Source organism: Kribbella sp. CA-253562 (assembly GCF_050942265.1).
GTDB lineage: Bacteria > Actinomycetota > Actinomycetes > Propionibacteriales > Kribbellaceae > Kribbella.
The window spans coordinates 309,223-321,927 of record NZ_CP192049.1; the positions used below are offsets into that span (position 1 = coordinate 309,223).

The 12,705-nt window shown below is 70.0% G+C and carries 14 protein-coding genes; 5 read left to right on the forward strand and 9 right to left on the reverse strand.

Features of this window, described 5'->3' with window-relative positions; all coding sequences use genetic code 11:
- Positions 1-10 precede the first annotated feature (10 nt).
- The 4 genes from ACQPXM_RS01560 to ACQPXM_RS01575 all read right to left on the reverse strand — a co-directional run bounded on the left by ACQPXM_RS01560 (position 11) and on the right by ACQPXM_RS01575 (position 3,195).
- Positions 11-949 carry an FkbM family methyltransferase gene (locus ACQPXM_RS01560; protein WP_432943956.1) on the reverse strand — a complete coding sequence of 313 codons (939 nt, stop codon included), beginning with the start codon at positions 947-949 and terminating at the stop codon, positions 11-13.
- Between the two features lie 36 nt (positions 950-985).
- Positions 986-1,372 carry a YciI family protein gene (locus ACQPXM_RS01565; RefSeq protein WP_432943958.1) on the reverse strand — a complete coding sequence of 129 codons (387 nt, stop codon included), beginning with the start codon at positions 1,370-1,372 and terminating at the stop codon, positions 986-988.
- Positions 1,373-1,450: 78 nt separating this feature from the next.
- Positions 1,451-2,065: an FMN reductase gene (locus tag ACQPXM_RS01570; RefSeq protein ID WP_432943960.1), complete on the reverse strand. Its 615-nt coding sequence runs from the start codon at positions 2,063-2,065 to the stop codon at positions 1,451-1,453.
- Positions 2,062-3,195 carry an LLM class flavin-dependent oxidoreductase gene (locus ACQPXM_RS01575; RefSeq protein ID WP_432943962.1) on the reverse strand — a complete coding sequence of 378 codons (1,134 nt, stop codon included), beginning with the start codon at positions 3,193-3,195 and terminating at the stop codon, positions 2,062-2,064. Before ACQPXM_RS01575 ends, ACQPXM_RS01570 begins: the two co-directional genes overlap by 4 nt.
- Positions 3,196-3,320: 125 nt before the next feature.
- On the opposite strand from ACQPXM_RS01575, the gene ACQPXM_RS01580 reads away from it, so the two are divergent.
- Positions 3,321-4,973, forward strand: coding sequence for a glycosyl hydrolase family 28-related protein (locus ACQPXM_RS01580; RefSeq protein WP_432943964.1), 1,653 nt, complete (start codon positions 3,321-3,323; stop codon positions 4,971-4,973).
- 51 nt (positions 4,974-5,024) lie between these two features.
- Here ACQPXM_RS01580 and ACQPXM_RS01585 read toward each other — a convergent pair whose 3' ends face one another.
- From ACQPXM_RS01585 to ACQPXM_RS01595, 3 genes are all read right to left on the reverse strand, one after another.
- Positions 5,025-5,369 carry a tetratricopeptide repeat protein gene (locus ACQPXM_RS01585; protein ID WP_432943966.1) on the reverse strand — a complete coding sequence of 115 codons (345 nt, stop codon included), beginning with the start codon at positions 5,367-5,369 and terminating at the stop codon, positions 5,025-5,027.
- Positions 5,370-5,432: 63 nt separating this feature from the next.
- The gene (locus ACQPXM_RS01590) at positions 5,433-6,305 is read right to left on the reverse strand and encodes an aldo/keto reductase (protein WP_432943968.1); all 873 of its coding nucleotides are present in this window, start codon (positions 6,303-6,305) and stop codon (positions 5,433-5,435) included.
- 115 nt (positions 6,306-6,420) lie between these two features.
- Positions 6,421-8,001, reverse strand: a complete 1,581-nt coding sequence (locus ACQPXM_RS01595; RefSeq protein WP_432943970.1) for an alkaline phosphatase D family protein — start codon at positions 7,999-8,001, stop codon at positions 6,421-6,423.
- A 140-nt stretch (positions 8,002-8,141) separates the two neighbouring features.
- On the opposite strand from ACQPXM_RS01595, the gene ACQPXM_RS01600 reads away from it, so the two are divergent.
- The 4 genes from ACQPXM_RS01600 to ACQPXM_RS01615 are packed head-to-tail and all read left to right on the forward strand — an operon-like array spanning position 8,142 to position 10,314.
- Complete coding sequence (locus ACQPXM_RS01600; protein ID WP_432943972.1) at positions 8,142-8,387, forward strand: hypothetical protein; 246 nt, start codon at positions 8,142-8,144, stop codon at positions 8,385-8,387.
- On the forward strand, positions 8,384-9,214 hold the full coding sequence (locus tag ACQPXM_RS01605; RefSeq protein ID WP_432943974.1) for a Fic/DOC family protein: 831 nt from the start codon (positions 8,384-8,386) through the stop codon (positions 9,212-9,214). The genes ACQPXM_RS01600 and ACQPXM_RS01605 overlap by 4 nt, the downstream gene beginning before the upstream one ends.
- A gap of 21 nt (positions 9,215-9,235) precedes the next feature.
- On the forward strand, positions 9,236-9,718 hold the full coding sequence (locus ACQPXM_RS01610) for an N-acetyltransferase family protein (RefSeq protein ID WP_432943976.1): 483 nt from the start codon (positions 9,236-9,238) through the stop codon (positions 9,716-9,718).
- Positions 9,715-10,314: a DUF6461 domain-containing protein gene (locus tag ACQPXM_RS01615; protein ID WP_432943978.1), complete on the forward strand. Its 600-nt coding sequence runs from the start codon at positions 9,715-9,717 to the stop codon at positions 10,312-10,314. Before ACQPXM_RS01610 ends, ACQPXM_RS01615 begins: the two co-directional genes overlap by 4 nt.
- Positions 10,315-10,317: 3 nt before the next feature.
- On the opposite strand, the gene ACQPXM_RS01620 is transcribed toward ACQPXM_RS01615, so the two are convergent.
- Positions 10,318-11,727, reverse strand: a complete 1,410-nt coding sequence (locus ACQPXM_RS01620; RefSeq protein WP_432943980.1) for a diguanylate cyclase domain-containing protein — start codon at positions 11,725-11,727, stop codon at positions 10,318-10,320.
- Positions 11,728-11,943: 216 nt separating this feature from the next.
- Positions 11,944-12,702: a sugar phosphate isomerase/epimerase family protein gene (locus tag ACQPXM_RS01625; protein ID WP_432943982.1), complete on the reverse strand. Its 759-nt coding sequence runs from the start codon at positions 12,700-12,702 to the stop codon at positions 11,944-11,946.
- Between the last annotated feature and the right edge of the window lie 3 nt (positions 12,703-12,705).

Consider the following 12,705-nt stretch of genomic DNA (forward strand, 5'->3'; position numbering starts at 1 on the left):
CGACCCCGGCCTACCCTCCGGAGTGACCCGTCGGTGTCGGCTCCGGCGACCGGGCGCGACGGAACAGCCGGTTGTGGTCGAGCAGTTGCCCGTGCGGCCGATACCCGAGCCGATCCAGTACGGCGTATAGCTCGCGCCGCTGATCCTCCCGTTTGTCCTCCACCAGTACGGCGCGCGGCCGCAGGCGGGTCATCGTGTGCGCGGCGCCCCGTAGTACGGCGAGTTCCGAGCCCTCGACGTCCAGCTTGATCACGTCGAGCCGGGGCAGGTCGTGCGCCCGGGACCAGTCGTCGAGGCGCACAACCGGAACCTCCTGGACGATCTCCCCGTCGCCGACCAGCGAGCGCACGCCGGTGTCGGCCGCGTCGTACCGGCTGTCGGCGCGCAGTGCGGCGTCGCGCGTCGAATCCCCGAGCGCGGCCTGCACGGTCTCGATCAGCTCGCCCAGACCGTTGCGTTCGGCGGCTTGCTGAAGCTTGGCGAGCGCGTCGTCGGCCGGTTCGAACGCGATGACCCGGCCGGAGCTCAGGTCGCGCATCCGCAGTGCCGCGCCCAGGGTGTGCACGCCGATGTTGGCGCCGACGTCCAGGAACACATCGCCCGCCCGCAACTCCGCAGCAAGAAACCGGGCCGTCGCCGGTTCGTACCGGCCCGCGTAGTACAGCACCGCCTGCAGGTTGTCCCGCAGATCGAGCCGCAACCGCACGCCCTGCCGACGGACCTCGACCTCGTCCACAGCCCAGTCCGGCGAGATCTTCGTCAGCCCGGGATTCCGCTCGGCCAACCGTGGCGACACCCGCAGAGCCACCCGCTGCACCCCACCCGGCCGAGCCCCCTCGACCCGCCCGACAACATGCGCGACCCGGCGCGCGGCGCCGTCCCCGACCCGCTCGGCCAGGTACGGCAACCGCCACGCCAGACGCCCGATGCGCCCGTCCCGCACATCCACGATCTGCTGGTACCCGCCGTCAATCCCCGCGAAGACTCACGCGTTGTCGAAGACGTGGATCGGCCGCACCTCGACGGTCTCGCCGGGGCCCGCGAACGTTCGGCCCACGAGGTCGGCCCGTTCCGGGGTCTCGACGTCGATCATGAAGAGCCCGGCGAGGTGTTCCTTGGACTCCGAATACGGCCCGTCGGTGATAACCGGGCGCCCGGAGGTCCAGCGGTAGAGCCGGGACTTCACGGGATCGCCGAGCGCCTCACCGCCGACCAGTTCGCCGTTGGACTGCAGCTCGCCGAGCAGGTCCTCGAAAGCCGAGTTCAGGCGCTTGCGCTCGGCCGGCGGCAGCGCCTGGTGCTCGGGCACGTAGTCGCCGGTCGGGTGTCCCCACGGCTGCGGGCTGGAGTAGATCAGTACGACGTACTTCATGGTCGGTTCCCAACGTCCGAGGGCCGCCGATCGGCCCTCCCGACGCTACATCGAGGCCGGTCCCCGGCTCTCGACATTTCAGCCGTTCAGCAGGTTCTCGAACGGCGTGGGGTTCTCGAAGGGGTCCACCGGGGCCTTGGCCGGCTGGTTGGTCAGCTGGTCGACGAGCTCGGTCGCGGCCCGCTCGACCCGGGCGCGCAGGGCGTTCGCGTGCGGTCCCCAGTCCGACGACGCGGCGTACACGGCCGTCGGCACGACGACCGCCTGCAGGTAGGCGAACAGCGGGCGCATCGCGTACTCGAGCACGAGGGAGTGCCGCTCGGTGCCGCCGGTCGCCGCGATCAGCACCGGCTTGCCGACCAGCGCCTTGTCGTCGAGCACGTCGAAGAACATCTTGAACAGCCCGTTGTACGACGCGCTGAACGTCGGCGTGACCGCGATCAACGCATCGGCGGAAACCACCGTCTCCAGCACCTCGCGCAGCGCCTCGGACGGAAACCCGGTGAGCAGGTTGTTGGTCAGGTCGTGCGCGTGGTCGCGCAGCTCGACGACCACGATCCGGCGCGGCACGCCGCGTCCGTCCAGGGTGTCCCGGACGGCGGCGGCGAGCTGGTCGGCGAGCAGCCGGGTGGACGACGGCGTGGTCAGGCCCGCCGTCACCACCGCGATCGTGCGCTCTCCGGTCGACGTCATCGCTGGACCTCCTCGACAACGGACTCCGGCGTGCTCAGGGACTCCAGCGACTGCGCCCGCTCGGCCGCGGCCTTCAGCGACTCGTGCGTCGGGGCGTCGGGCACGTGGGCCGGCTTCAGCGCCGCAAACTCCTTGCGCAGTACCGGAACGACCTCCTCGCCCAGGATGTCCAGCTGCTCCAGCACCGTCTTCAGCGGCAGACCGGCGTGGTCCATCAGGAACAGCTGCCGCTGGTAGTCGCCGAACTGCTCGCGGAAGCCCAGCGTCCGCTCGATCACTTCCTGCGGGCTGCCGACCGTCAACGGCGTCTCGCGCGTGAAGTCCTCCAGCGACGGCCCGTGCCCGTAGACCGGCGCGTTGTCGAAGTACGGCCGGAACTCGCGCACCGCGTCCTGCGAGTTCTTCCGCATGAAGACCTGGCCGCCGAGCCCGACGATCGCCTGGTCCGCGGCGCCGTGGCCGTAGTGCTCGAACCGCCGCCGGTACAGGTCGATCATCTGCTTGGTGTGCGAGGCCGGCCAGAAGATGTTGTTGTGGAAGAAGCCGTCACCGTAGTACGCCGCCTGCTCCGCGATCTCCGGCGAGCGGATCGAGCCGTGCCACACGAACGGCGGTACGCCGTCCAGCGGCCGCGGCGTCGCGGTGAATCCCTGCAGCGGCGTCCGGAAGTTGCCCTCCCAGTCGACCACGTCCTCGCGCCACAGCCGGCGCAGCAGGGCGTAGTTCTCGACCGCCAGCTGGATGCCGTTGCGGATGTCCTGGCCGAACCACGGGTAGACCGGTCCGGTGTTGCCGCGACCCATCATCAGGTCGACCCGGCCGTCGGCCAGGTGCTGCAGCATCGCGTAGTCCTCGGCGATCTTCACCGGGTCGTTGGTGGTGATCAGCGTGGTCGAGGTGGACAGGATCAGCTTCGACGTCCGCGCGGCGATGTAGCCGAGCATGGTGGTCGGCGACGAGGCCACGAACGGCGGGTTGTGGTGCTCACCGCTGGCGAACACGTCCAGCCCGACCTCCTCGGCCTTCAGCGCGATCGTCACCATCGCCTTGATCCGCTCGGCCTCGGAGACGGTGTGCCCGGTGGTCGGGTCCTGCGTCACGTCGCTGACACTGAAGATGCCGAACTGCATCTTGCCCTCCTCGTGATCTGTAGTAGTTAATTATTGAACTATTTACAGGTCTTGTCTATTCCGGTCCGCCCAGTGAAACTTGGTCCCACCCTGCGAAACCCCTTCCGCCCCAAGGAGTTCCGTTCATGATGCTCTCCCGCCGCGTTCTGCTGGGAAGCGCCGCCGCGATTCCCGCCTCCGGTCTGATCAGCGCCGCTCCCGCTCGGGCCGACCGCGGCGCCGGACCCCGCGACGCCTCGACCGACCTGATCGCCGAGTGGGCCGAAGCCCCCGGCGCGCACCCGCTGATCCCCGACATCTCCCACGCCGGCTACCGCGGCGGCGAACGCCCCCGCGCCCCGCGCACGATCGCCCGCGTCACCGACTTCGGCGCCCGTCCCGGCAACGCCGCCGACGCGGCACCAGCCTTCAACGCCGCCGTTCAGTACGCCGGTACGCACGGCGGCGGCACCATCCTCGTCCCGCCGGGCGTCTACCGCCTCGACTCGCCCATCTGGATGCACTGGTCGAACGTCGTGCTGAAGGGCTCCGGGCGCGACCGCACGATCCTGCACTTCACCCGGCCGCTGGAGCAGAGCTACCGGCCGAACCTCCAGCCGAGCCTGCAGAGCCGTTGGTCCTGGACCGGTGGCCAGATCTGGGTGATCGCGCCGGAGCGCAAGGCCAAGTCGGAGGCCGAGGACTTCGCCGCTTCCGAAGGCTGGCTGCTCGGTGACACTCTGGCCGAGGTCGGAGCCGCGTCGCGCGGCCAGCGCACGCTGCTCGTCTCGGACACCAGGAGCCTGCAGGCCGGCGACCTCGTCGTCCTGGAGACCGACAACCCGGCCGACGCCGGCGTACTGAAGCACCTGGCCGGTGACGTGCCCGGTACGGCGACGTACGACTGGCCGGTGAAGGCTCCGCAGCTCACCACCGGCTCATCCGGTCAGTACATCCAGTACGCGACGCTGCAGTGGCCCGTTCGCATCGAGGCCGTGCTCGGAGAACGCCTGATCCGCCTGGCCCAGCCGCTGCGCTACGACCTGCGCCCGAGCTGGCCGTCGCGGCTGCGGGAGATCGGACCGACCGTGCACGACGTCGGCGTCGAGTCGCTGACGATCCGCAACGAGCTGAAGCCGATGACCATCCACAACCGGCATCCCGGCGCGAACGGCCTGTGCTTCCAGGCCGTGCACGACTGCTGGGCCGACGACGTCCGGGTGGAGAACTGCGATCTGGGCTTCGGGTTCACCACGACGAAGGCGGTCACGCTGACCGGCGTCGTGGTCGGCGGCCGCTCGGCGCACCACAGCTTCGCCTGCCGGATGCAGTCGCACGACAACCTGGTCGACGGGTTCGAGATCGAGGCGTTCACCGTGCCGCTGCCGGCCGGCGCGCTGCATCACGGGCTCAACCTCGAAGGGCTCTCGGCGGGCAACGTGTGGCGCCGCGGCCGGATGGCCGAGGGCACGTTCGACACGCACCGGGCGATGCCGTTCGAGAACGCGCGGACCGACATCACGCTGGTGAACAACGGCCGGGTCGGCGGATCGGCCGCCTCCGGCCCACTCTTCGGCGCCCGGATCGCGCACTGGAACGTCCGGATCACCAGCGGCAACCCGTACGCGATCCAGCTCGCCGACGTCGCCCCGCGCAGCCTCACCGTCGGGTTGCAAGGGCTCACGTCGGACCCGAGCGGCCTGCCCCGCGACTTCCAGGGCGACCTGGAGAACGGCACGTTCCTGCTCGGCCGGCGCCCCGCCGTACCGGATCTGTACGCCGCGCAACGCCGTCGCTGAGCAAGACGAAAGCGGCCCGAACTCCGGGAGTCCGGGCCGCCTGGCGCGCGGTCAGATCCGGTGCGGTTCGAGGTGACTCTCGTCGCCCGTCAGGGCCGCCGCGATCCGGCGGTGCTTGACGGCTTCCTCGGCCCGCGACTGCCGCTCGAGCGTGCGCGCCATCATCAGGTGCGCGTAGTACTCGGTCGGCTGACGGGTGAGCACCTCGTTCAGGTGCTCCTCGGCCGGCTTGAGCAGAGCGGAGTGGTAGTAGGCCCGCGCAAGCAGCAGCCGCGTTCCCACGTCCTCCGGCGTCTCCTCGACGACCGGCTTGAGAGCCTTGATCGCGCCGCGGTAGTCCTTCTCGTCGAAGTACTGCCGTCCCAGCCCGTAGCTCAGGGCCCGCATGTCCTCCATCTGGTCACCTCCGGCATCAGTTGTGCCAGCCGCAACGCCCCGCCGTACGGCGGTATTCCGGGCTCAGGCCGCGTCGAGCGCGGCCACCTGCTCGGCGGTCAGCTCGAGCTCGACCGCGGCGTAGGAGTCGCGGATCGTCTCCGGCCGGCTCGACCCCGGAATCGGGATGACCTGCTCGGACTTCGCCAGCATCCAGGCGAGCGTCACCTGCTGCGGGCTGACCCCGAGCTCGCCGGCGATCCGGTGGAACGCCGGGTGCTTGTGGCCGAGGTCGGACGCGTTCGAGATGCCGCCGAGCGGCGACCAGGGCAGGAACGCGATGCCGAGCTCGTCGCACAGCTCGAGCTCCGGCTCGCTGGACCGGAAGGCCGGCGAGAACTGGTTCTGCACCGAGACCAGCCGGCCGCCGAGGATCTCTCCTGCCTGCTTGATCTGCGCGGGATTCGCGTTCGAGATGCCGGCCATCCGGATCTTGCCGGCGTCCAGCAGGTCGCGGATCGCGCCGACCGAGTCCTCGTACGGCGTCTTCGGGTCCGGCCGGTGGAACTGGTAGAGCCCGATCGCGTCGACGCCGAGCCGCTTCAGCGACGCGTCGGCGGCCTGCTTCAGGTACTCCGGGGAGCCGTTCAGCGTCCAGGACCCGTCGCCCGGGCGCAGGTGGCCGCCCTTGGTCGCGACCAGCACGTTCGACGTGTCACCGCCGTACGACGCGAGCGCCTTGGCGATCAGCGACTCGTTGTGCCCGACGTCGTTCGCGGTCAGGTGGTACGCGTCGGCGGTGTCGATCAGCGTGACGCCCGCGTCGAGCGCGGCGTGAATGGTCGCGACGGACCGGCTCTCGTCGTCGGGGCGTCCCTCGATCGACATCGGCATCGCGCCGAGCCCGATCGCGCTGACCTCGACGTCACCGATCCGGCGGTTCTTGGAAGTAGGCATGCCTCCAAGTTCCCCTGTCCACGCGCCGAAATCCAACAGCAGAATACGAATGCAGTGACCACTCCGGCTGCTGAATCGTCCGGCTGGGCGCAGCGCCCAACCGGACGAGGCGAACTCAGCCCACGTGCACGTGCGGGGTGCGGTCCTCCACGACGTACGACGCGCGGGTGCTGATCGGGGCGCCCGGGGTGGTGACGTAGGGGACGACGCGGAAGTCCGAGCGCCAGCGGTTCCGGTCGACGCTGACCCGGACGTAGCCGCGCTGGGAGTTGAAGAACTTCAGGTGCGGGTTCGCGGCCAGGAACTGCTCGCCCTGGGTGGTGGTGTCGGCGCCGTCGCCGCCGCTGGTGATCGACGTACCGACGAACTCGGTGCCGACCGTGGCCGAGCCGGGGTCGGCATAGTCACGCTTCAGTTCGAGCGCGTAGTTCTGGTGCCGGTCACCGGTGATCACCACCAGGTTGCGGACGCCGGCGTCCTGGGCCGCGCCGAGCACCTCGTTGCGCTCGGCGACGTAGCCGTCCCACGGGTCCAGCCAGACGCGCGTCTCCGGACCGGGCGTCCAGTCCGTCTGACCCATCGGGGCCTGGTTGCCGAGCACCTGCCAGCGCGCGTTCGAGCGGCGGAACCCGTCCAGCAGCCAGGCCTTCTGCTTGCCGCCGAGCATCGTGTTGTCCGGGTCGAACCGGTCGTCGCAGGTCGAGGAGTCGCCGTCGCCGCACGGCTGGTCGGAGCGGTACTGCCGGGTGTCCAGCATGGTGATGTCGGCCAGCCGCCCGTACGGCAGCCGCCGGTGCAGCCGGACGTCCGGGCCGGACGGCATCTGGTCGTGCCGCAGCGGCATGTTCTCGTACATCGCCTGGAACGCCTGCGCGCGACGGACCCGGAACACCGCGGGATCCTGGTCCGGCTCGGTGTCGGCCTGGGACAGGTCGCCGGCCCAGTTGTTCTCCACCTCGTGGTCGTCGATGGTGTGGATCCACGGGTGCGCGGCGTGCGCGGCCTGCAGCGGCGCCTCGGACTTGTACAGCGAGTACTGCAGCCGGTACCGGGCCAGGTCGAACGTCTCGGTGTGAAACCGCGGATCCGTCACCACGCCCCGCCGGTTCGTCCGGACACCTGACTCGTAGAGGTAGTCGCCCAGGTGCACGACCAGGTCGAGGTCCTCGGCGGCCAGATGGTCGTACGCCGTGAAGAACCCGTCCTGCCACGCGTTGCAGGAGGCGAACGCGAACCGCAGCTCACGCGGCGAGGAGAACGGGTGCGGCGTGGTCCGGGTCCGGCCGGTCGCCGAGATCTCCTGGCCGGTGCGGAACCGGAAGTAGTACTCGTGGTCCGGCTGCAGCCCGTGGATCTCGGGGTGCACCGAGTGGCCCAGCTCCGGCGTGGCCAGCACGCTGGAGCGACGGACAACGTGCCGGAACTGCGCGTCCCGGGCGACCTCGTACTCCACCCGGACCGGCTTGGCGGGCATCCCACCGCGGCCGTCGACGGCGAACGGGTCGAGGGCGAGCCGGGTCCACAGCACCACGCTGTCGTACCGCGGGTCGCCGGAGGCCACACCGAGCGTGAAGGGATTGCCGGCCCGACCCGGGACGGCGTACGTGGTCGAGGCGTCCCAGGCGCCGGTGCCGAGCAGCACCGCGGCGGTACCGGCACCGCCGTACCCGAGAAAACGACGACGAGACACAGACATACGGATCCTCCTGAGCGGGGAGAGGGGGTCCCGATCAGCCTTCAGTTGTCAGATGACTGCCGCCGGACCGCGAAACGACCCCAAGGTGAACGGAACTCCTCGATACGCTGGAGCCCGCCCGACAACCCGCAGGAGACCCGATGCCGTACGAGCCGTGCCGCTACGCCCGCCGCTGGCCCGAGCTGTTCGACCCGCTGGACGATGCGCAGAAACAGCGCGTCAGCGACGCCCTCGCGAGTGGCCGCCTGGACGGCTGGGAGCCGGACCGCGACGACGTGTCCGACCTGGTCGACCGTGAGCTCGGCCGGATCGACGCGGCCGAGTACACCCGGCGCACGATCGCCAAGGTCACCGGGCAGCGAGGTCCCGGCGGGGACGAGGCGTGACCGACCCTGCCCCCGAGGCGGCCGGACCGAGCCCGCTGGAGCGCTGGAACCGGCTGCTGGTGGAGCCCGGCGGCCACGTCCTGCGCAACAAGCTCGGGCTCACCGACGGGCAGCAGCTGCGCGCGGCCGAGTACCGGATCCGCGCGATGCGGCAGGGTGAGATCCAGCGCGGCGAGGTCGACATCCCGCGCACCTCCGACATGGCCCAACTGCAGGCGATCCACCACCACCTCTTCCAGGACGTCTACGAGTGGGCCGGACAGCCGCGCGACGTGGACCTGGTCAAGGACGGTCAGCCGTTCGTCGAACACGGGTGGGCGCCGCAGTGGATCGAGCGCACCGGCAGCGTGATGCGCGGTGTCGACTGGCCGAACATCTCCCGCGAGGACTTCGTGCGTACGGCGGCCACCGCGTACGCCGAGCTGAACCTGGCGCACCCGTTCCGGGAGGGCAACGGCGCCAGCACCAAGCTGTTCCTGCAGCAGATGACCGAAGGGGCGCCGTACCGGATCGACTACGACCGGGTCGAGAAGAACGCCTGGAACCAGGCGTCGATGGACTCCCGGGTGCAGTCGCTGCAGACCCAGACCGTGCAGCCGGGGGCGCTGGTCCAGGTCTTCGACCAGATCGTCGTCGACCGCGAGCCGCCGGCGGCGCCCGCGATCGATCCCCAGCTGGCGAAGGTGATGGAGCTGCAGAACACGACGTACCGGAGCGCGGGCGGTCCGACCACCGAGCGGAGCGCGTCGACGGCGGAGCAGTCGGCCGTCGTACCGACTGGTGCTCGCGCGCAGACCGCCACCCGAGGAACCGAGCGGCAGGTCTGAGTCCCAGGCAGGATGGGGCCCATGCACACCGACGACCGGATCCGCCGGGCCGACCCGGCCGACATCCCCGCCATCGTGGACCTCGTCTACGCGCTGGCCGAGTACGAACGCGAGCCCGCCGCCTGCCGGCTGACCGCCGGCCAGCTGGAGACCGCCCTGTTCGGCCCGTCGCCCGCGGTCTTCTGCCACGTCGCCGAACTCGACGGCGAGGTGGTCGGCTGCGCCCTGTGGTTCCTCAACTTCTCCACCTGGCGCGGAGTGCACGGCATCTACCTGGAGGACCTCTTCGTCCGCCCCGAACACCGCGGCTCAGGCCTCGGCAAGTCCCTGCTCACAGCCCTGGCTCAAGAATGCGTCCACAACGGCTACGAACGCCTCGAGTGGTCGGTCCTCGACTGGAACACCCCGGCCATCGACTTCTACCGGGCTCTCGGCGCGACTCCACAGACCGAGTGGACCACCTTCCGCCTCACCGACGCCGGCCTGAAGGCCCTTGGTTCGTGAACTACACCGACTACACCTGGTTCACCCAGCACCGTCTCTACTACGCGTTCTGCCTGACCTCGGTGAAGGGCATCGATCCGCCGGAGGCGCTGCGCCGCCTCGACGCCCAGGACGTCGAGCGGTTGAGCGGCCTGGACGCCTTCATGCAGTACGCCGAGAAGAACTTCCCGTTCCACACCCACAACCCGTACGCGATCGGCGCGACAGCGCTCGACGGCGGCACCCTGCTGGTCGAGTACAACGGGTTTCTCGGCACCCGACGACAGCTCGCCGGCCCGCTGTCGGTCGGCACGGACGTCGCTACGCATTCCAGCAACGTCGACCGGGACGGCAACTTCCTCTGGCTCCGTGACGGCGAGGTCAGGCTGGAGTTCGACCCGATGTTCCCGTGCTGGCGATCGGGCTCGGACCCGGACAGTTTGGTCGACGTGCTACGGGAGATCGGGTACGACCTGAGCGACGACGAGGACCATGACTACGAGCACTACACCGAGAAGACGATGGTCCTGAGCGAGTATCTGACCGGGCTTCGGTTGACCGAGGAGCTGTTGAACAACGCCGAGTACCTGTCTAGTCTGGTGACGCTCCCGCGGTGAACGTCAGCTCCGGCTGCGCTGCTTCGCCTGGTACATCTCCTGATCAGCAACGCGCAGCAGTTCGTCGAGGTCCGCGGTGTAAGGGCTGACGACCGCCGTGCCGATGCTGGTCGTGACCGGTACGTCGATCCCCGGCAGCGGGCGGTTGACCGATTCCTCGATGCGGCGCATCAGCGTCGCCAGGTCGGCACCGTCGATCTCCTCCGCGAGTACGGCGAACTCGTCGCCGCCCAAGCGCGCGACGGTGTCCCCGCTGCGGACCGCGGACAGCAGCCGGCCGGCGATCTCCCGCAGGGCCTGGTCGCCGGCTTCGTGGCCGTACTTGTCGTTGACCTGCTTGAAGTGGTTCAGGTCGCAGAACAGCAGCACCCCGCGGCGACCGCTCTGCCGGGACCGTTGCAGCGCGGCCGTGAACCGGTGCTGCAGCAACCGGCGGTTCGGCAGGCCGGTCAGCGCGTCGTGTGCCGCGTGGTGTTGCAGCTCGCGCTCGGTCTCCTTGCGCGCGGTCACGTCGTCGATCTGGATCAGGACGATCCGCGGCTGATCCTTGCCCTGGTCAACGATCGCCGCCGTACCGCCGAGCCAGATGTCGTGGCCGTCGGCCCGCCGGAAGGTCCGCTCGAACCGGTACGGTCCGTGCTCGGCGGTGAGCAGGTCGAGCTCCCGCTCGGTCTGCCCCGCGTTCTCGTCCTCCAGGTAGTCCATCAGCATCGAGCCGACCAGCTGCTCGGGCGTGTACCCGGTGATCCGGCAGAACGCGTTGTTGACCCGCAGCACCCGGCCGGCGTCCGGCCCGTCGAGCGCGATCGTGGCCATCCCGTTCCCGGCGCCTTCGAACACCAGCCGGAACGTCGTCTCGCTGGCCTCCAGCCGCGCCTTCTCGGCCAGCAGCTGGTCGGTCAGCCGGGCCTTGTCGATCGCCAGCCCGGCCTGGGTCGCGAAGATCTCCAGCAGTTCGCGGTGGATCGGTCCCGGCCGGCGCTGGTCCTCCGGCAGGTCGACCGACAGCATCCCGACCAGTTCGCCGTCCGACGAGCGCAGCGGCGCGAACAACGCGTCCAGCGGGTGCCACGCGTCCGGATCCTTCGAGATCGGCACGTCCGGGACCCAGCCGATCACCTCACCCTCCGGCAGCCGCTCGTGCGGCACGAACCGCAGCCCGCCCCAGACGTCCGCGATCTCGAACTCGGCGTCGAAGATGTCCGCCGCGCTGACGGTCCCGAGCAGCGCCTCGCGCGCCTCCGGCGAACCCGACACCGCGATCACCTCGAACTTGCCGTCCGGCTGCCGCAGGTTCAGGACGGCGATGCCGAAGCCGAGCCCGTCGACCACGCCGTCGACGACGGCCTGCAGGGTCTCGGCCAGGCTCCGCCCGGCACCCATCCGGGCGCTCACCTCGTAGAGACGGCGCACAGCCGTCAACCGTACGGTGGGCTCGTTCTGCACTGCGCTTCTCCGGCGTCACGGCGTCGGCGGCCTCACGGGAACCCTGCCGTGGTGAGGGCCCCCTCACAGAGTGACAGATCACGCCCGGACAGCAACGGGTCCGGGCATGCCGGTGCCCGATCGTGCTGACTGCGGGCGGTGATCGGACACGTACTGCCGGTGAAGACTGTACGCCGTCCGCGCTCAGTACCGCATGTTCGCCAGCGCTTGACAGCTCGTCACCGCGGAAGCCCAGGGATCGGCCGGCGCGTCGTGTTCCACCAGCCACTGCTCGACCCCGCCGCTCTCGGCGTGCGCGAACATCGCCGGGAAATCCAGCGTGCCGGCCCCGACGTCCTCCCACGACCCGTCGGCCGCCATGTCCTTGACGTGCAGCGCGGGGAACCGGCCGGGGTGCCGCTGGAAGTAGCCGGCCGGGTCCTTGCCGCCGTTCACCACCCAGTACAGGTCCAGCTCGAAGCCGAGCAGCTCCGGCTCGACCTCGTCCAGCAGGATGTCGAACAGCACCTGCCCGTCGACCTCGTCGAAGTCGTGCCCGTGGTTGTGGAACAGCAGCTTCAGCCCGGCCTGCCGCGCGGTCTCACCGGCCTTGTTGAACGCGGCCGCCGCCTCGCGGAACCCGTCCGGCGTCCGCAGCTCGGCCGGCAGCGACGGTACGACGATCCACTGCCCGCCAAGGGTCCGTACGTCGTCCAGCGCGCCGTCCCAGTCGTCGGTCAGCCGGGGATAGCCGACGTGCTCCAGCACGATCTTCAGCCCGGCGTCGTCGGCGAAGCGCCGGATGTCGGCGGCGGAGTGACCGAACCGGCCGCTGACCCCGACGGTCCGGTAGCCGATGCCGGCCAGCCTCTGCAGTGTCCCGGGGTAGTCCTCCTTGAGGACGTCGCGCATCGTGTACAGGTGCATGCCGATTCCGTCGGCGGGAATGGTCCGGTCGCTCACGAG